This is a genomic window from Pseudomonas japonica, from assembly GCF_900188455.1.
GTDB classification, from domain to species: domain Bacteria; phylum Pseudomonadota; class Gammaproteobacteria; order Pseudomonadales; family Pseudomonadaceae; genus Aquipseudomonas; species Aquipseudomonas japonica.
On the sequence record NZ_FZOL01000001.1, the window covers coordinates 99126 to 117739 of the forward strand.

At 66.9% G+C, this 18614-nt stretch carries 14 protein-coding genes; all 14 read right to left on the reverse strand.

The window, feature by feature from the left end; genetic code table 11:
- Position 1 precedes the first annotated feature (1 nt).
- Entirely contained in the window at positions 2-2791 is a 2790-nt protein-coding gene (locus CHB99_RS00420) for an RHS repeat domain-containing protein (protein ID WP_052419395.1), read from the reverse strand.
- A 31-nt stretch (positions 2792-2822) separates the two neighbouring features.
- Positions 2823-3170 (reverse strand): hypothetical protein, encoded by a 348-nt coding sequence (locus tag CHB99_RS00425; protein ID WP_042122911.1) that lies wholly within the window; start codon positions 3168-3170, stop codon positions 2823-2825.
- Between the two features lie 78 nt (positions 3171-3248).
- Positions 3249-3713: a hypothetical protein gene (locus CHB99_RS00430; protein WP_042122912.1), complete on the reverse strand. Its 465-nt coding sequence runs from the start codon at positions 3711-3713 to the stop codon at positions 3249-3251.
- Between the two features lie 72 nt (positions 3714-3785).
- A complete protein-coding gene (locus tag CHB99_RS00435; RefSeq protein ID WP_042122913.1) occupies positions 3786-5237 on the reverse strand; it encodes a mannose-1-phosphate guanylyltransferase/mannose-6-phosphate isomerase in 1452 nt (483 codons plus the stop codon).
- A gap of 33 nt (positions 5238-5270) precedes the next feature.
- Positions 5271-5927, reverse strand: a complete 657-nt coding sequence (locus CHB99_RS00440; RefSeq protein ID WP_042122914.1) for an alginate O-acetyltransferase AlgF — start codon at positions 5925-5927, stop codon at positions 5271-5273.
- 13 nt (positions 5928-5940) lie between these two features.
- The gene (locus CHB99_RS00445) at positions 5941-7098 is read right to left on the reverse strand and encodes an alginate O-acetyltransferase (RefSeq protein ID WP_042122915.1); all 1158 of its coding nucleotides are present in this window, start codon (positions 7096-7098) and stop codon (positions 5941-5943) included.
- Between the two features lie 11 nt (positions 7099-7109).
- Positions 7110-8567 (reverse strand): MBOAT family O-acyltransferase, encoded by a 1458-nt coding sequence (locus CHB99_RS00450; RefSeq protein WP_042122917.1) that lies wholly within the window; start codon positions 8565-8567, stop codon positions 7110-7112.
- Between the two features lie 224 nt (positions 8568-8791).
- On the reverse strand, positions 8792-9883 hold the full coding sequence (locus CHB99_RS00455; RefSeq protein ID WP_042122918.1) for a mannuronate-specific alginate lyase: 1092 nt from the start codon (positions 9881-9883) through the stop codon (positions 8792-8794).
- 7 nt (positions 9884-9890) lie between these two features.
- Entirely contained in the window at positions 9891-11318 is a 1428-nt protein-coding gene (locus CHB99_RS00460) for an alginate O-acetyltransferase (RefSeq protein WP_042122919.1), read from the reverse strand.
- Between the two features lie 13 nt (positions 11319-11331).
- Positions 11332-12894 (reverse strand): mannuronan 5-epimerase AlgG, encoded by a 1563-nt coding sequence (gene algG / locus CHB99_RS00465; RefSeq protein ID WP_042122920.1) that lies wholly within the window; start codon positions 12892-12894, stop codon positions 11332-11334.
- 18 nt (positions 12895-12912) lie between these two features.
- Complete coding sequence (locus CHB99_RS00470; protein WP_042122921.1) at positions 12913-14391, reverse strand: alginate export family protein; 1479 nt, start codon at positions 14389-14391, stop codon at positions 12913-12915.
- On the reverse strand, positions 14388-15794 hold the full coding sequence (gene algK / locus CHB99_RS00475; protein WP_042122922.1) for an alginate biosynthesis TPR repeat lipoprotein AlgK: 1407 nt from the start codon (positions 15792-15794) through the stop codon (positions 14388-14390). Before algK ends, CHB99_RS00470 begins: the two co-directional genes overlap by 4 nt.
- Before the next feature lie 127 nt (positions 15795-15921).
- Complete coding sequence (locus tag CHB99_RS00480; protein ID WP_042122923.1) at positions 15922-17088, reverse strand: alginate biosynthesis protein Alg44; 1167 nt, start codon at positions 17086-17088, stop codon at positions 15922-15924.
- Positions 17089-17125: 37 nt separating this feature from the next.
- A complete protein-coding gene (gene alg8, locus CHB99_RS00485; protein WP_042122924.1) occupies positions 17126-18607 on the reverse strand; it encodes a mannuronan synthase in 1482 nt (493 codons plus the stop codon).
- Positions 18608-18614: the final 7 nt, after the last annotated feature.

The following is an 18614-nucleotide window of genomic DNA, read 5'->3' on the forward strand; positions in this document are numbered from 1 at the left end:
TTCAACGTCCCACGCATTTGCGCAGCACATCGAAGAACCCGCCCGACCGACGTGGCACCACGGCGCTTTGCCGCGAGGGTGGCGGCGGGTTGCTCGGTCGCGGGCGCTGGCGCCGCGGTGTGGCCGAGGTCGCCGCGGTCTGGGCCTCGGCACGGCGACGCTGATGGACCTGGTCGGCGCTCAGGCCGTGGTCGGCCATGTCGAACAGCACATTCAGGACCTCGTTGTCCTGGTGTTCGGCACGGGCGGCGTCCCACAGTTCGTTGCTCTTCAGGTAATCGATGAGCCTGGACTTGTCGGCGCGAAAGGCTTTGACCAGGTCCGCGTAGGCCTCGGGCCCCGTCACCTGGTCGAGCCGCGGTCGCGTTGCGAAGTCGGCGGACTCGGCAATCGGCGCGTACCGCAGGGCGGCGGTGGGCGCCAGTTCGTTCAGCAGCGCTGTCACCTCGGCGACGGCGGCCGGCGGTTTGTAATGCCCGGAGTGATTGCTGAAGACGACCTGGCCGTCGCCACCGCGCTGGATCAGCCCGGCGAACAGGGGCAGGCCCATGTCGGGCTGGATGCCCATGTGCTGATGAAAGGTGTTGGCGAACAGGCGCAGGCTGCCTTGCTGATCACGGAACAGGGCCACCGCGCTGCCTTCGTCGGATAGCGACCATTGCGCCTCGGCGCTGCCCAGCGGCGCCATGCCCCGGCTGTACACCGTGCGCGACGGCATGAAGCCATGGCTGCCGGCCTCCCAGCGCAGTTCCTCGTACCAGCCGGTGCCGATCGACTCGCTGATCGGGTCGAGGACATCCACCAGCAGGATGTCCACCGGAATCTTCACCTTGCCCTGATGGTCGCCGAAGTTCAGCGGGTCGTTGCCGACCATCCGGTACAGGTTGAGGCCGTCGACCGGGCCGGCCGGGTCCGGGCTGATCCAGCGCTGCAGCCACGGCGCGTAGTAGCGCTGGCCGTAGTAGTACAGGCCGCTGGCGTCCATTTCCCTGGCGGCATGGCGACGCCATTTGCAGCGTGCCTGGCTGCTGTTCGCAGCGGCCCACCAGGCCGTGCCGCCGAAGGGGTAGTGGATCTCGTGAGTGAGCAGCGTGGCCTGCGCGTCCAGCTCCAGGTTGTGCGAGCCCAGGTGGTCGCGCAGCGGGTAGCGCTGCTGGTCGTTGGCGAGCCGGGACGGCAAGCCCTGCTCCCAGTGCAGAACCTCCGCCACCCCGCAGCGCATGACCTGCAGGCGTTCGCCGCTGGCATCGTCGCTGCGCAGTTCCAGGCCCGGCAGGTAGCGGACCTCGGCCAGCAGGGTACGGCCCGACGCCAGGCGCCGGGTGGTCTTGCGCAGGCGCTGGCCGGTGCTGTCGTAGCGGTAGCATTCCTCGTCGTCCGGCGCCTGCTCGCGAGTGACCGGCCGGATCCGTTCGAGCTGGTTGCGCGGATTCCAGGTCAGGTCCTGGCCGGGAAGCAGGCCGAGCAGGTTGCCGGCGGCATCGAAAGCGCTGTCGAAGTCGGCCCGTGCGGGGGCGATGGGCAGGGCGCGGTTGCTGTCGCTGGCCACTTGCATGCCGCGGGTGTAGCAGTGCTCGCCGACATGGCGCAGGCGCACCAGGTTACCGGCGGCGTCGTAGTCGTAGTACTGGCGGTAGTTGCGCTGCCGTGTCGGGTCGACGGGCAACGGCTGCAACGGCGGCAGGCCCGGGCCCGGGACGGTATCGGCGAACTCGTGGCCGCTGGCCTCGACCAGTTGGTAGAGGCTGTCGTAGCTATAGGTGCAGCGCGGTTCGATGCGCTGGTTGGCGAAATGCCGGACCGGCATGGCCGCATCGACGATCTCGACCAGGTTGCCGCGCGGATCGTGCTGGTAGTGCAGGTCCTGCAGCGCGGGCAGCCCCGGGACGCCGTGCTGCAGGCGCAGCAGGCGGCCGCTGGCCGGATCGCGGGTGTAGTGGCTGAGCACGCCGTTGCCGGCGGTCTGCTGCTCGACCTGGCCCCAGGCATCGTAGGTCACGCGGGTCAGCAGCGGCGTGGCGGTGCTGGCCCCGGCCTGGCGCAGGGCAATCGGCCCGGGGCGGGCGTCGAGGGTATGGCTGAACAGGGTCTGGTTGCCCCGCGCATCCGTGCGTGAAATCAGCTGGCTGGTGGCGTCATGGGTCTCATGGCTGGAGAAACCGTCGCCAGGCTCCAGCAAGGCGTCGCGCTCGGCGGCCGCGATCGGCCAGTCCACGGCGTCGAGGGCCTGGAGGAAATGCCGGGTCTGTCGGCACAGTGCACCGCCCAGGGCATAGCCGCGCAGGTGCAGGGTGCCGCCGGGATCGTCATGACGCAGCAACCGTCCACACTGGTTGTGCGCGGTGAAGCCGCTGTCGGCGCCGGCATACTCGTAGCGCTCGCTGACTTTTTCACCGCCCTGGACCGGCGTCTCGGCGATTTCCACGGGGCGCAGCCGTTCGTCGTAGCCCAGACGTCGACGGCTGCCGCGGGCGTCCCAGGCGAGCACGGGCAGAGTGCTTTCGGCGAGCAGTCGCAGGGACCAGCCGGCATCCACGCTGTCGTTCAGCAGCAGGCGGCCGGACAACCCGTGTACCTGTTTCAGGTTCGCCGCGCTGCCCTGGGCCCACAGGCGCGGGTCCCAGCTGGTCTGGCGCTGGCCGGCGGCGTTGTACGCGTAGCGCTCGACCCGCGCGGCGGGCGTCTGCTCGCTGCTCGCCCGGCAGTAGCCGACGCTGCGCAGCGCCAGGCCGCGGGGATCGACGGCGGCCAGGGTCGGCGTGGCGGTATGCGGGGACGCGGGGGCGGTCATGGGCGAGTTCCGTCTGGCGTCCGGGGAAGCGTCAGTACAGCCGCTTCAGTGCCTTGTCGATGTCTTCGCCGCGGGTGGCGTGCAAGGTCGTCGGCGGGCAGTTGCTGGGCAGCAGGATCTGCGCCGGTGCATCGATGTGCAAGGCCTGCAACAGCCGGTTCAGGGCCTGTGCCCGGCGCGGCGCGCGGTAGTCGTCGAGGTCGAGGGCGTAGAACACGAATTGCGGCAGCAGGTCGGCCAGCTCCTCGATGTGCGGGAGCAGGGCGAAGGTCTGCGGCACGGTGGTGGCACCGACCAGGATCAATCCGGGGCGCTCGCGTTCATCGGTTTGCAGCAGTGCTTCCAGTGAGTCGAGGGATGTCAGGCGACGCACGTCCATGGGGGCCTTCCTTGCCGGCAGGCGGTTCATGAGCGTCATTCAACACCTGTGCGGGATTTCGCGAAACTGACAAAAATGCTAGTCGGCGAAGCTGCCCTGCAGATGTTCGGCACGAAATTCGAGGGATTGCGCACGGTAGCCCGGACGCAGGGGCGGCAGTGGCAGGCAGTCGCTCCAGTCGGCGCCGGCCTGGAGCTCGCCGGGGCCGCGATAGCGCGGCGCGGCGTAGGTGTTCTCGGCGAGGTTGACGGTATCGCCGGGGGCATAGGCGGCGACGCGCCAGCGCAGTTCCACCAGCGGCACGTCGTTGCCGTTGTTCATCCTCACCCGCAGCGGGCGCCCGGCGGGGCACTCCCGCGGGGCGTAGTCCAGACGCAGTTCCAGGCGCGCCAGCTGGCGTGCCTCGCGGTTGTCCAGCCAGACCACCCACAGCCCGACCATGACCAGCCCGAGCAGCGCCGCCAGCGACACCGGCAGCGCCTTGGCCGGGTAGCGCAGGAGCAGGACCAGCCAGGTCAGGATGAGCAGGATGCCGATGATCATGTGCAATGCCCCGGGAAAGACGATCCCCTGATCCTAGTCGTCAGGCAGGGGATCTGTCATTGCCCGCCGGCGCTACTGGGCGATGGTCTTGATCGACACGCCGCGTTCGAGGGGCGTCGAGCGCCCGTAGATATCCTCGAAGCGCTCGATGTCGTCCTCGCCCAGATAACTGCCGGACTGCACCTCGATGATCTCCAGCGGGATCTTGCCCGGGTTGCGCAGGCGGTGGATGGAGGCGATCGGGATGTAGGTCGACTGGTTCTCGGTGAGCAGGAAGACGTTCTCGTCACAGGTCACCTCGGCGGTGCCGGAGACCACGATCCAGTGCTCGGCGCGGTGGTGGTGCATCTGCAGCGACAGGCTGGCGCCCGGCTTGACCGTGATGTGCTTGACCTGGAAGCGCCCGCCCATGTCCACCGAGTCGTAGGAGCCCCACGGCCGGTACACCTCGCAGTGGGTCTGGGTTTCGCTGCGGCCCTGGGCGTCGAGGGTGTTGACCAGTTGCTTGACCCCCTGAACCTTGTCCTTGTGGGCGATCATCATGGCGTCCTTGGTCTCGACCACGACGATGTTCTCCAGGCCGATCACCGAGACCAGCTTGCCGTTGCCGTGGATCATGCAGTTGCGGCTGTCCTGCACCACCACGTCGCCCTTGGTGACGTTGCCGTGGTCGTCCTTCGGATGCACGTCCCACAGCGACGACCAGCAGCCGACATCGCTCCAGCCGGCGCTCAGCGGCACCACGCAGGCGCGCTGGGTCTTTTCCATCACCGCGTAGTCGATGGAGTTGTCCGGGCAGCAGGCGAAGGTGGCGTCGTCGATGCTGATGCTGTCGCCGTCTTCGTGGCTGCGTTCGAGGGTCAGCAGGCAGGTGTCGTAGATGTCCGGGTCATGTTTCTTCAGCTCTTCGAGGAAGCGGCTGGCGCGGAACAGGAACATGCCGCTGTTCCAGAAGTAGCCACCGGCCTGGACGAATTCGCGGGCGCGCTTTTCGTCCGGTTTCTCGACGAACTGGGCGACCCGGCTGACCCCCTCGGGGAGCAGTGCGTCCTGGCTGGAGCGGATGTAGCCGTAGCCGGTTTCCGGCTTGGTCGCGGGGATGCCGAACAGGACCATCTCGCCGCGTTCGGCGGCGATGGTGGCCAGGGCCAGGGCGCGTTGCAGGGCCTTCTGGTCATCGATCACATGGTCGGCGGGGAGCACCAGCATCAGTTCGTCGCGGCCTTCGTTGACCAGCTTCATCGCGCTCAGCGCCACCGCCGGCGCGGTGTTGCGGCCGAAGGGTTCCATGAGGATGGCCTGGGTCTCCAGCTTGAGGGTGCCCAGCTGCTCGTTGACGATGAAACGGTGGTCCTTGTTGCACACCACGATGGGCGCGTCCATGCCCTCGAACACCAGGCGCGAGAGGGTCTGCTGGAACAGCGTGTGCTCACCGGTGAGGGCGAGGAACTGCTTGGGGAATTGCTTGCGCGACAGCGGCCACAGGCGCGAACCGTTACCACCGGACAGGATGACTGGGATCATGAGTGTTCTCCAAAAAACTGCGAATAGGGTGGATTAACGGGTCGCCACTGGGCGCTTGACCCAGACCGGCGAGAGGTTGCCGCCGGAGCCGGTGACGTAGAGCACCGCCGCCTCGCCGCGTTCGAGGGCGACCGGCTTGACGTCGCTGACCTTCTTGTCGCCTTCGTACAGGGCCAGGCTGACTTTCACCGGGTTGATCTCGCGTTCGCCGCGGCCGCTGGCGGCCACCGGCTTGACCACCTCGGTCTTGCCGTCGGCGGTCTTCAGGGTCAGGGCCTGGTCGCTGAGGTTCTGCACCCGCACCAGGGATTTCTGCTTGTTGCGAAACGGCGGTTCTTCCACCAGCTGGGCCTTGCCGTCGGCATGGTTGACCAGGGTGTAGTAGTGGTCGGCGGCGAGTTTCACCGGCAGGGTCTGACTGCCTACCTTGGCGCTGTAGTCGCCTTGCGGCATGAAGCTGAAATCGCTGCTGGACTGGGCGCCGACCTGGTTGATCGGGGTGTTGCCGACGTTGGCGGCGACCGGTTGGCTGGCGGCGTTGTACAGGCGCACGAAGGTCGAGCCCTTGGGCGCGCTGGGGCCGTAGAGCGCGGCGTCGGCGCCGGCCCAGGCCTGCAGCGAGGCCAGGGTCAGGCCGGCGGCCAGGGCGCAGGCTTTGGCGATGCGGTGCTTGGAAGTGTGCAAGGTCATGTGCGTTTCCTCTTCAGTGTTCCGTCCGATGGGACGACAGGGCCAGCTCTTGATTGGCATTGCGGGTTTGTTTCAGTTGCGCGATCCAGTGCGGATCGAAGCCGCTGAGATCGTTCTTGATTGGCAGATAACGCTCGGGGAACTCCCACACCAGCAACTGCGGTGGGTGGTTCTTGAATTCGTCGCTTTGCAGGTACTTGAGCATCGGCAGGATCGGCCCGTGGCCGTCCTCGGCGTAGTTGGCGACATCGCTGTGCAGCGCCTGCTGCAGGGCGCCGAGGAAGTTCCAGCTGGGGTTGGCGCTGTAGCTGGTGCCGACCAGGGCGACCGGGATCTGCTTGTCGCCGAACAGCGCGTCGCCGCCTTCCTCCGGCTCGGCGACCGGACGGGTACTGCGCTGTTGCAGCGGGTCCGGGGCCGGCATCAGCTCGCTGAACAGCGGGTCCAGGGGCAGGAAGTTGGTCAGGTCGCCCTTGTGAGAGGTCTGGCCGGTGTTCTCGGTGATGAAGGTCTGCGGCTCGCCGCTGAGCAGGGCCTGCCGGGCCACGGCCGCGGCCAGTTCCTGGGCGGCGACTTCCGCGCCCAGCGGGGTCCAGTGGCTGTCGGTGCGCAGGAACACCTGGCCGCGGGACTTGGCCGCCTGCAGCGGGCCGAACAGGTCGGGGGCGAAGATGCTGGCCTGGCGCGCCTGGGCGTGGAAGGCGTTGTACAGGTCGTGGTGAACGCTGGCCGGGGCCTGCACGCCGAGGTACTCGGGGTACACGCGGACCTTGGCCGGGATGATCGCCAGGACCAGTTCCACGCCGTGCTCGCGCAGGGTGTCGCGCACGCCGCGGAGCAGGGCGAGGTTTTCCGCGCGGTTCAGGTCGGAGTGCGCCGCGGGCTTGAATTCCTCGTCGCTGAACAGCCACTGCTCGCGGCCGAGGACCACGCCGGGGCGGCCTTCGTTGAACAGCTTGAAGTCCAGCGCCGCCCACAGGTTGGTGCCGATGCGCTTGAGCGGGAACTGCTCGTCGTAGTGGGTTTCCGTGGCCTTGGCCAGCTTGCCGTCGAGCAGGCTCATCTGCGCCGTGCGCTGGAACCCGGCGAACCCGCCGAGGGACCACAGGCCCAGCGCCGTGAGCAGGGCGAGAAACAGCAGGGAGTAGAGGATGCGAAGTGATCGGGTCATGGTCGGCTCGCTCAGAACTGGAAGTAGAGGAAGGGCGAGTAGCTCTGCGCCGAGAGCTTGAGGATCGAGGCGACGAACAGCAGCAGGACCAGCACGCGGGTGGCGTACAGGCGCCAGTCCAGGCCGACGCTGCCGTCGGGGTGGACCACCACCGGGCCAGCCTTGGCCGCGGGCCTGGCGTTGCGATGGAAGTCGCGCAGGCCGAACCAGGCCAGGGTGATGTAGGCCAGCACCAGGGTCGCCACCTGCAGGCCGGTGAGGTTGGCGCGGTTGAGTTCCGACAGTTGCCAGTCACCGAGGCTGAACATGGCGGCGTACATGCGTCCGGCGACGTGCAGGTTCTCGGCGCGGAAGATCACCCAGCCGATCACCACGAGCAGGAAGGTGAAGGCCCACTTGACCGGGTTGAAGCGCTGCGGGTTGGTGTCGAGGCCCAGGGCCCGTTCGATCGCCAGCCACATGCCGTGCCAGGCGCCCCAGAGGATGTAGGTGAAGTTGGCGCCGTGCCACAGGCCGCCCAGGAGCATGGTCAGGAACAGGTTGCGGTAGGTGGCGAAGGTGCCGCCGCGGTTGCCGCCGAGGGTGATGTACAGGTAGTCGCGCAGCCAGGTCGACAGGCTGATGTGCCAGCGCCGCCAGAACTCGGTGATCGACTGGCTGATGTAGGGCTGTTTGAAGTTCTCCATGAAGCGGAAGCCCATCATCAGGCCCAGGCCGATGGCCATGTCGCTGTAGCCGGAGAAGTCGAAGTACAGCTGCGCGGTGTAGGCCAGGGCGCCGAGCCAGGCGTCGCCGGTGCTGGGGTTGTCCAGGGCGAAGCAATGGTCGGCGACCACCGCCAGGGTGTCGGCGATGAACACCTTCTTGATGAAGCCCTGCATGAAGCGCGTGCAGCCCTCGGCGAACTTGTCGACGGTGTGGGTGCGGTGGTTGAACTGGTCGGCGAGGTCCTTGAAACGCAGCACGGGGCCGGCGATCAGGTGCGGGAAGATCGCGACGAAGGCGGCGAAGTCGATCAGGTTGCGCGTGGCCGGGGTGTCGCCGCGGTACACGTCGATGATGTAGCTGATCGACTCGAAGATGTAGAACGAGATACCGATCGGCAGCAGGACGTGGGTGAGGATGAAGGGTTCGAGACCGAAGGAGGTCATGAGCGCGTTGAGGCTGTCGACGCCGAAGTTGGCGTACTTGAAGTAGCCGAGGATGCACAGGTCCACTGCCACGCCGAGCAGCAGCCAGCGCTGGGCCGGCTTGCTGCGCACGCCGGCGGCGCCGACCTTGAGGCCGATCCAGTAGTTCCACAGGGTGACCCCGGCGAACAGGGCGAGGAAGTCCACCCGCCACCAGGCGTAGAACAGGTAGCTGGCCACGAGCAGCAGCAGGTTGCGGTAGCGTTGCCCGCTCAGGTAGTACAGGCCGAGGAAGGTCGGCAGAAACAGGAACAGGAACACGTTGGACGAGAAGACCATCCCGGTTCTCCTTGGTGGTCAGCTACGGGGCAACAGCGCCCCCCAAACCCCCCAGCCATCTGGCCGAGGGAAACCCATGCTTCAATGTCGCTGCGGTCCCTGTAGGAGCGGGCTTGCCCGCGAAAGGACCGCAAAGCGGTCCCCTAACGCGGTGAGGTCCGGGACCGCTGCGCGGTCCTTTCGCGGGCAAGCCGCGCTCCTACAAGATATTCGCGTCGCCGCGGCTATTTGCGTTCGGCCTGCGGGTCATAGATCCGCGTCACATCACCGCCCAGCCTGAAGCTGTTGAACGGCTGCATCCCGTGCCGGCGCTGCTGCACTTCGGCGTTGCACTGATAGAGGCTGCACCACGGCTCCAGCCAGACGTACTTGCTGTCGACCTTGAGGTCGGCCATGTCCTGCTTCTCGCCATTGCGGCTCCTGAACGGCGCCGGATCCTTCGCTCCGCTGAGCACCCGATCCCCGAGGCGCTTCAGCGCACCATGGTTCTCGTCACGCAGGTCGACGCCATTGACCTGGGCAAAACTGGCGATCATCGCCAGCGGCGGCAGGGCGTAGTTGTGGTAGGCGAGGGCACGCTGCCTGCGCTTCAGCTCGTTGGGCAAAAAGCCCTGTTCGTCGACCTGATTCGCCGCCACGCGATATTCCTTCACCGCCCAGTCGAACAGGTCGCGACGGTCAGTGACCACGGCAGTGGCCATCACCGACCAGGCCGCCCAGTAGCTGTGGTTGTTGATCTTGGCCAGGGGCAGGTCGCTCCAGTCGCGCACCACCTGGTCGGCGAGACGGCCGAACCATTTCTCGATTTCCTCGGCCTGGGCCTGATGCGCCGCCAGCGGTCGCGCATTGGAGAACTTCAGGCGCAGCCACGACCCGCTGAGGCTGCCCAGCGCCCATTTGCGCATGGACTTGCCGGTGTGGTTGAAGTCCTTCGACAGCAACGCATCGGCCCGCGCCCAGCTGTCCAGCCAGGTCAGCGCACAGTCCAGCTGCGCCGGACGGCCGTCGCGCAGGTAGCGGGTGACCTGTTGGGCGACGCCGCGCTCCAGGGTGGTGATGTCCTTGGTGGAGTCGCGGAAGGCCTGCTCCGAGTCATGGTTGAGGGTGGCGCGGGCGGCGTCCGAGCCCTCGTACTTGCTGCGGAAGCGCAGGCTGCCGGTGTACGGCTTCGGTGCGGCTTCGCACTGGAAATCGCCGTTGCCGGTCTTCTGCTTCTCGATGCCGGCGTAGTAGCCCGGTGGTGGAGCCAGCGCGGCCATGGCCTGCCCGGAAAGGGCCAGGAGCACCGCGCTGGCGAGCATGCTGAGTCTGTTCATGATGTCCTCACAATCCGGCCTGGGCATTGCCCGGGGCGCCGCGTCTGCACAGGGTGGCCTGGACGTTCTGGGTGCCGCTTTGCGGCCCCTGCAGCTCGACGGCGAGCAGGGTCTGTCCGGCCCAGTCCTCGTCCTCGCGCAACTGGAAGGCGAAGCGGCCGTCGGTGTCGGAGGTGGTCGGCTTCTCGATCTTGATGTCCTCGTGGCGGCCGTTGAGGTACCAGAGGGTGGCCTGCAGGACCTTCACCGAGGTGTCTTCGAAACGCACGTCGAGCTGGTGATTGCGGTTGGTCAGGTCCTTGATCACGCCGTTGCGGCCGTTGACCATCAGCTCGTTCTTGCCCGGCTTGAGCGCGGCGCTGGCGCTCATCTGCGCCGGCTTGCCCTCGCAGCCGTTGTCGAGCAGGGCGAGCATCTGCCGCCAGATGGTTTCCTGGTTCAGCGGGTACAGCGGGGAGAATTCCCAGACCAGGATCTTCGGCGGGTTCTTCCTGAATTCCTCGCTGCCCAGGTACTGGATCATCGAGCCTTCCAGGCCACCGCCGGGGAAGGCGACGTTGAGCACGTCGGCGCCGATGTACTGTTCGAGGAAGCCGGCGAAGTTGTAGTTCTTGCCGCTGTGGCTGGTGCCGACCAGGGTGATCCGGGCATTGCCGGAATCGCCGAACAGGTCGTCGCCGCCGCTTTCGCCCTTCGGCTCGGTGGCGAACTGGTCCATGTACTGCACCGCGTAGCTGGTGCCGCAGAGCTGCCCGGCGACGTTGTGCAGGGTGCCGGTCTTGCCCATGCGCCCGGCCTTCTTCGTCTCGAATTCCTTGCGCGGGATGCCTTCGAAGGCCGGCATGCCGTGCACCGTCTCGGCGACGATCCTGGCCGCGCGCTCGGCGCCGTACGGGGTCCAGTGCTGGTCGCCGCGGAAGTAGAAATCCTTGCCCTGGTCGGCGGCGGCCAGTTGCTCGTTGGTCAGCGGCGACAGGTCGGGAACGTTGTAGCCCATGGCGCGGAAGCGCTTGAGCATCGCCTGGTAGTTGCCCAGGGCTTTCTGGTAGTCGAACGCCGCCTTGTCCTCGGGGTTGAGCATGTTGCGGTTCACCAGGCCGCGGGTCGGCTGGTAGACCACCACCAGCTCGATGCCGCGGGCCTTGAAGGCGTCGTGGAGCTGCTGCAGGCGTTTGTAGCCGGCGGGGGTGGTGGTGAACTCGGTGCGCAGGTCCTCGCGGGTACGGAACAGCCAGTCACCCCTGGCCTGCACCAGGGTGGTGAAGTTCTGCTGGTAGCGGGTGGTGTAGCGGCTGGCGTCGTGGGCCTCGGGGCACAGCTGGCAGCACGGCTCGGCGTGGAAGGCCGGGGCCTTGATGTCGTCGGCATTGGCGTTGTTGCCCAGCGCCAGCAGGCTGGCACTCAGGCCAAGCAGTTTGATCAGGTGTGGGGTCATGGTCCGGGCTTCCTCAGTCGAGCATTTCGGTCTGGCGTTCGACCGGGTCGATCAGTACGGCTTTCTTCTGGCGCACCATCAGGTCGAGGATCTCGTCCTGACGCTCGCCGAGCACGCCGGAAAAACTGATGCCGCTGGCCTTGCTCGGGGCCAGCATCGAGACGCGGTACAGCTCGACGCTCAGCGGCGAGTCGATGGACAGCGGGCCGCTGCCGTTGGCCGCCAGCTCGCCGCCGACCACGATCAGCGAGACCTTGGTGTCGAAGGGGTCGAGGGCGATGTCGCGGTCGGTGTCGGAAAGGTCCTTGATGTGCCCGTAGACGCCGACCAGGCCGTTGGCCATGGCGAGGTTTTCGTAGAGACGGATGTTCACGCTGTTGCGCACGCGAATGCCGTGGCGGCGGTTGCTGATCAGCTTGTTGCCCCAGATCAGGTTGTCGCCGCTCTCGTACAGGGTGATGCCGTCGGTGTGGTTGCGGTAGATCTCGTTCCAGGCGATCAGGTTGTTCACGCTGTTGCGGTCGATGACCACGCCGGAGAGTTTGTTGTCATAGCTCTTGTTGTTGATGATCCAGCTGTCGTTGACCTCGCGGGAAATGATGATCCCGTGCTTCTTCTTCGTCCCGTACACGGTGTTGCCGGCGATGATCAGGCGGTGCGAGCGGTCGTGGGGGTCGATGCCGTAGACGATGTTGTCGTGGTAGGTGCTGTCCTTGACCACGAAGTCGCTGGTTTCGTAGCAGTAGAAGCCGTACCACATGTCGCTGAAGGTCGAGCCGATGATCCAGCCGGTGGGTTCGGCGCGGCCCATCTGCTTGGCCATGTTCGGCGTGTACTGGGAAATGCTCACGCCGTAGGACTTGCTCTTGGCGTAGCCGAAGCTGGCCATGGTGCTGTTGACGATGTAGGTCTCGGTGCCGCCCCAGGACAGCAGGAACGGACGGAATTCGTCGGCCTTGCGGAAGGTCGCCGGGCCGTTGTCCTGCTCGCGCCAGCCGATCACCCGGGTGTCGCTGACGAACAGCTTGCCGTCGTTGACCAGGAACGAGCCGCCTTCCTGGGACAGGCGCAGTTCCTTGACCTTGCCGTCGATTTCCAGGGTCGCGCCGTGGCCGACCACGATCGGCAGGCGGGCCAGGTACACCCCCGGCGAGACTTCGCGCAGGTAGCGCTCGGGGACTTTCTTCGCCAGCTCGGTGAAGTCGACATGGCCGCCGTCGACGAAGATCGCCTGGGGAATGCCGTGCTGGCGCACCACCCATTCGGCGCCCTTGTTGTCGCCGCCGATGAACTCCTTGAGGGTGTTCTCCTGCAGCATGCGCCGCACGGAGACCTTGCCCTGCTTCGAGCGGTCGATCTTCTTCCGCACCGCCTCGGCGGTGTAGCCGGACAGGTCCGGCGGCGTCGGCGGGTCCAGGTGCAGCGGCTCCACCGGCGCGCTGCTGACGGTGTAGGTCTTGGCCTGTTGCAGCCCCTTGGCCATCGGCGCCGCCGGGCCATTGGCCTGGGCGATGCCGGCGGCCAGCAGCAGGGTACCGGCCAGCAAGGCGTGAAGCCTGTTCGCGTGAAGGTTCATGTCAGTGCTCTCCGCCCATCAGAAGCGCCAGACCACGTCGACGAAGGCGCGGTGCATGTACGAGTCGGCCTCTTTGCCGTAGGCGTCGCCGGGCTTGAACACGCCGCCGCGAAAGCGCACCAGCGCCGAAGGTTCGTCGATGGATTTGCTCAGCGCCGCGGGCAGCAGGCCTTGCTTGAAGTACTTGGTGACGACCAGGTCCATTTCCTGGCCGAGGTCTTTCTCACCCTGTACCAGCGGGCGGTTGATGCCGTTGTCGGCGACCACCGCGTTGATCCCGCTGCCGCCGATGTTCTGCTCGCCGTCGACGCGCCAGAACTTGTGGTAGATCAGGCTGGCGTCGTAGTCGTCGCGCAGTTGCCAGGAGGTGAACAGGGTCGCTGCCTGCAGGTTGCCCAGCTCGCCGCGGAAGGCTTCGCCGAAGCGGTGCACGCGCGAGCGGGTGCCGGTGAAGTTGGAGCGGTTGGACTCCAGGCCGGTCTGCTCATAGTTGTTCGAGCCGTCGTCGCCACCCCCGCCGCTGCCACGGGCATAGGCGGCGCCCACTTGCCAGTTGGGGTCGAGGCGCAGGCGGATGCCGAGGTCGGTGGCCCAGGCGTTGACGTCGCCGCTCTGCTTGCCGCTGGCGACCTGTTCGCCACCCACCGTGGTGGTGCCGAGGGTGTCGCGGTCGCCGCTGAGCCAGGTCACGCTGCCCCAGTAGTTGACGGTGTTCTGGTTGCGCCAGTTGTAGGCGTCGCTGTTGGCTTCCAGGCCGAGCCAGGTGAGGTCGCCGGTGCGGGTCTTGTCCAGGGCGTCGACCGTCTCGCCGGGGCTCTTCAGCTTGCCGTCGTCGTGGCTGTGGTGGGCGCGCAGGCCGACCCAGTGGCCCGGGGTCCACTGCGTGGCGACATCGCCGTAGACGTGCAGGCGGTCCTTGTCCTCGGCGGCCAGCTCGGTGAGGTCGGTGCGGTATTCGCTGAAGCGCTCGGCGATACCCAGGTTGGCGCGCAGCAGGGTGGTGTCGAAGGTCCAGTTCAGCGCTTCGATGTTGGTGTCGCGCCACATGCCGTCGTCGTTGCGCAGGCGCTGGCGGCCGAACCGCAGTTCTTCGCCAGGGTAGGCGGTGAGGCCCTTGTAGCCGACCCAGAATTCGCGCATGGCCAGGTAGCTCTTGTCCGCTTCGCGGCTGTCGTCGCTGCCCTGCACTTCGCTGCCGTCGGCGGACTGGCGGCTGGTGTCGGTCTCGATGGTATCGGTCGCCGCCACGGCCTGGCCCATGGCGTAGGCGCTCCAGTTGCCGCGCTCGAAGAACACCCAGGGGCGCAGGTCGAGACCCAGGCCGTTGACGTCGCCGCCATCGCGGGTGCCGAGGTCGCGGTCGTCCTCGGACTGGCCGGTGACCTTCACTTCCAGGCCGAAGTTCTTTTCAGCGGTTTCGGCGGCCAGGGTCGGGCACGCCCAGAACAGGGCGAAGCCCAGGCCGAGACCGGCTTTCATCCACGGATTGAGCATCATAGGGAAGCGTCCTCACCTTCTTCTTCGGGGCTGTCTTCTGCGGGGCTGAGCACGGCTTGCAGAGCCAGGGCGCCGGGGCCCGGTCCCATCGCGCCACGGGCGGCGCGCTCCTGCTCCAGCAGGCGCTGCGCGCTGGCTTTCTGTTGCGGGTTCAGTTGTGCGTCCAGCGCGCCGGCGAGGGCGGTGGATTGTTCGCTCGGGTTGGCCTGTGCCAGTTGCGCGAAGACCCAGGCATTGACCGGGTCCTGGCGAATGCCGTGGCCTTCGCTGAACAGCTGGGCCAGGGCGTAGTCGGCGCTTAGCTGGCCGCCGCGGGCGGCCTGCAGCAGATGGTCGACGGCCTTCTGCGGCTCGACGGTGCCGAGGTAGCCGCGGCGGTAGAGCTGGCCCAGGTAGTAGTGGGCGCTGATCTCGCCGGCCTGGCCGGCGGCGAGCAGGTGGGTCTCGGCCTTCTGCGCGTCGGCGGGCAGGCTCTTGCCTTCGTAGTAGAGGCGGCCCAGCAGCAGTTCGGCGCGCGGCTGTTCGGCGGCGCGGCCCTTGTCGAGGTAGCCGAGCAGTTGCTCGCTGTCACCCAGTTCGGGGAAGTCGTAGAGCAGTTGCGCGAGGCTGACCCAGGATGCCGGGTTCTGCGGAGCGATGTCTTCCAGCAGGGCCTGGGCGGTCTTTTCGTCGGTCTGGCCCAGGCTGCGGTCGGCGAGCACGCGGGCCACGCTGTCGACCCGGCTGGTCGGGATCTGGCCGCGCTGGTGGGCGCCTTTCAACTGCTCCAGCAGCGCCGCCTGCTGCTCGGGCTGGGCGCGTTTCTGGTAGACGGTGGCCAGTTCGACGTAGCAGATGTCGGTGCTGTTCAGCGCCGCCTTGCAGATGCGCTCGACCTCGTCGAGGTGCTGGTCGTAGCTGCCCTGGGTACGGTACAGCAGGACCTGGGCCAGGCCGGCCTCGGCGTGGCCGGCGGCGCGCCATTGGTCGACCTGCTGCTGCGCGTTGATCCTGGGGAAGCTCTGCGGGTGTTGCAGGTAGAGCATCGCCAGGGGAATCAGGGTATTGCCCTCGCCGGCGGCGAAGGCTTGCTTGAGCAGGGCTTCGGCTTCCTGGCGTTCGGCGTCGCTGGCGTCCGGCCTGGCGGCGAGCAGGCGGCCGAGGCGCGCCTGGGCGCGGGACGAGGTTTTCGCCGCTTCGCGATAGGTCGCTTCGGCCTGCTTGAGCCTGGTCGGGTCGCCGGTTTCCATCTGGATATCGGCGAGGCCGACCTGGGCGTCGCTGTAGCCGAGCTCGGCCAGTTGCCGGTAGTTGCGCTCGGCGGTGGCGGTGTCGCCGTTCTTCAGGGCTTCGTTGGCCAGGCGCTGGTCGGGGAGGCCGGCGCAGCCGCTGAGGGCCAGGGCCAGCGTCAGGCTGCAAATCATGTGGGGGCAGGCTTTGCGGCCGCTGGCGCGTATGGGGCTTGGCGCCGATCCTGTAGGAGCTGGCTCGCCTGCGAAGGACCGCAAAGCGGTCCCGATCGGGTCAGGACTGATCATCGGACAGTCTCCCTCAGAGCCCATGCGCCATGGCGCTATCGATCAGCCAGTCGAACGACGGACCACGCTTGGCATTCACGCTGACCGGACGCCCGGCCATCTCGCTGGGCAGCGCCTCGTCCGGCTTGATCTGCACGCGGATATCCGAAGACAGGTCCGCGCTGTTCAGGCTGGCGCTGCTGACGATGATCCCGCTGCGTGCCTCGTCGTCGCCGGCGACCTGGAAGTTCACCCGGGTGCCCGGCTTGACGTCGTCGAACTGGCGATAGCTGAAGCGCGCATCGACGGTCGGGACATGGGTGCGCGGGATCAGCTGGAAGATCACCGTGCCCTTGGCCGCGTACTGGCCGTCGTCCACCAGTTGGCGGGCCACGGTGCAGTCGCAGGGGCTGGTGAGGGTGCCGCTCAGTTGCTTGCCGAACAGTTCCTCGACCTTGGCCGGCTGCAGTTGCTGGTCGTCCAGATGGCCCTTGAGCAGGTCGAGCATGCTGCTGCTGAACGAAGCCAGCGGCGCGCCCTTGACCACCTGCCCGCCGTTCTCCACCAGGGCCTGCAGCGTGCCGTCACGGGGCATGGTGACCTGGGTGGTGGGCACGCTGACCACGCCGGCTTCGGCATGGCTGACGAAGTACACGCCGTACACCGATTTGGCGATGAAGCCGAACGCCGCCACGCCGACCACGAACACGCCGAGGCTGAAGGTCACCGCGCGCAGCCGGCCGAGCGGGCTGAGGCCGCCACCGTCGTGCTTCTGCTTGCGCGCCTTGGTGAAGTTGTCGCGCTGCAGGGTGCTGAGCACGTCGCCGATGCTGATCAGCTCGCCGGACAGGTGCGAGGTGATCAGGTGGCGCAGGGTGGCGATGTCGCGCTGTTCGAGGTTCTGGAACTGCACACCGGCACGGCCGCTGGTCGGGTTGAAGGAGCGCACCTGGAACTCGATGTCCATCGACAGGCCGAGGTTGTCGACGGTGAACTGCAGGCGCCCGCGCAGCACTTCGCCGATGTTCAGCGGCTGCCTGGCATGGAAGCTGAGGCCGCCGGCGGAGAGGTCCTCGACCTTGGCTTCGAGGGTCTCGCGGTTCGCGCCCAGGTAGCGCAGCTTCGCCGGGATTTTCACCCGGGCATGCTGGCGCTGGGTCTCGGACTCATGCACGACATTGACGTTCACGGCGGTATTCATGGTGATGTTTTCCTGTTGGATCCGTAGGGGCTGCGACTCACACGACCACGAACAGCACAGCCACGAAGATGCTGGCCGCCGAGAAGGTCATGGTCCGCGAGGACCAGGTGTTGAACCATTGCTGAAAGCTGGCGAGGTCGCGTTTGAGGGCGGTGGGCTGGCGGGTCCAGGACTGCCGGTCGAGGCGGAAGAACACGTAGATCTTCATCAGCGCGCCGACGATCTGGTTGTAATAGAGGATCAGCGGATAGGCCGGGCCGATCCGGTGTCCGGAGCACAGCAGCATGATGGTCAGGATCAGCCGGGTGATGCCGATCCACAGCAGGTAGGCGAGGATGAACTTGGCGCCGAACTTGAAGCTGGCGATCAGCGCCACGGTCAGGCCGAGCAGGCTGGTCCACATCGACACGCGCTGGTCGAACAGGACGATGCTGGTGAACAGGCCGAGGCGGCGCATGCCCAGGCCCAGGGCGCGGGAGTTCTGCCGCAGGTTGTTGCCGTACCAGCGGTACATGAGTTTGCGGCTGGCCTTGAAGAAGCTCTTTTCCGGCGGGTGCTCGACGGTGTTGATGTCGGCGTCGGGCACGTAGAAGGTGTCGTAGCCCAGGCGCATCAGGCTGAACCAGCTGGACTTGTCGTCGCCGGTGAGGAACTTGAAGCGGCCGAGGCGCCAGTGGTACAGCGAGTCGCTTTCCACGTCGGCGATGAATTCGGGGTTGGTCACCACGGTGGCGCGGAACATCGACATGCGCCCGGTCATGGTCAGCACGCGCTTGGACAGGGCCATGGAGCACATGTTGATGTGGCGCTGGGCGAAGCGCAGCTTGTGCCACTCGCTCATCACGTAGCCGCCGCGCACTTCGCAGAATTCGTTGGTGGTCAGGCCGCCGACATTGCCGAACAGCTTGAACCAGGGCACGGTCTTGCGCACCACGCCTTCGCCGAGCACGGTGTCGCCGTCGATCACCGCGACCACGGCGTTGTCGTCCGGCAGGTGGCGGGAGATGGCGCGGAAACCGAAGGCCAGGCCATCGCGCTTGCCGGTCCCGGCGATCCGCACGAAGTCCAGGCTGACCCGCTGCGGCGGGTTGTACCTGGCCCACAGGCTCTTGATCAGCAGCTCGTCGGACATCTCCACCAGGGAGCAGACCACGGTGGTCGGGTAGCCGCAGTCGATCGCCTCGCGGATCACCGAGCTGTAGACCTGGGCGGTGGTCAGGGCGTCGATGCGGAAACTGGTGACCATCAGGTACACGTGCGACGGGTCGGCGGCGGCGCCGAGCTTGCGCACCTTGCGCCGCAGGCGCGGGTAGACCACGTAGAGGAACAGCATGCCGCGCACGAAGTGGGTCGCGCCCATGGAATAGCGCCAGATGCCGACCGCGCCGATGAGGAACAGGAAGTCCTTGGAGTCGGGGTCGAACAGGGTATTGGGCAGGGCCAGGGCGATCAGCATGAGCAGGCTCACGTAGAACAGCCAACCGGCGGCCTGCAGCAGGCCGTGCTTGAGGCTTTGCATGTTCAGC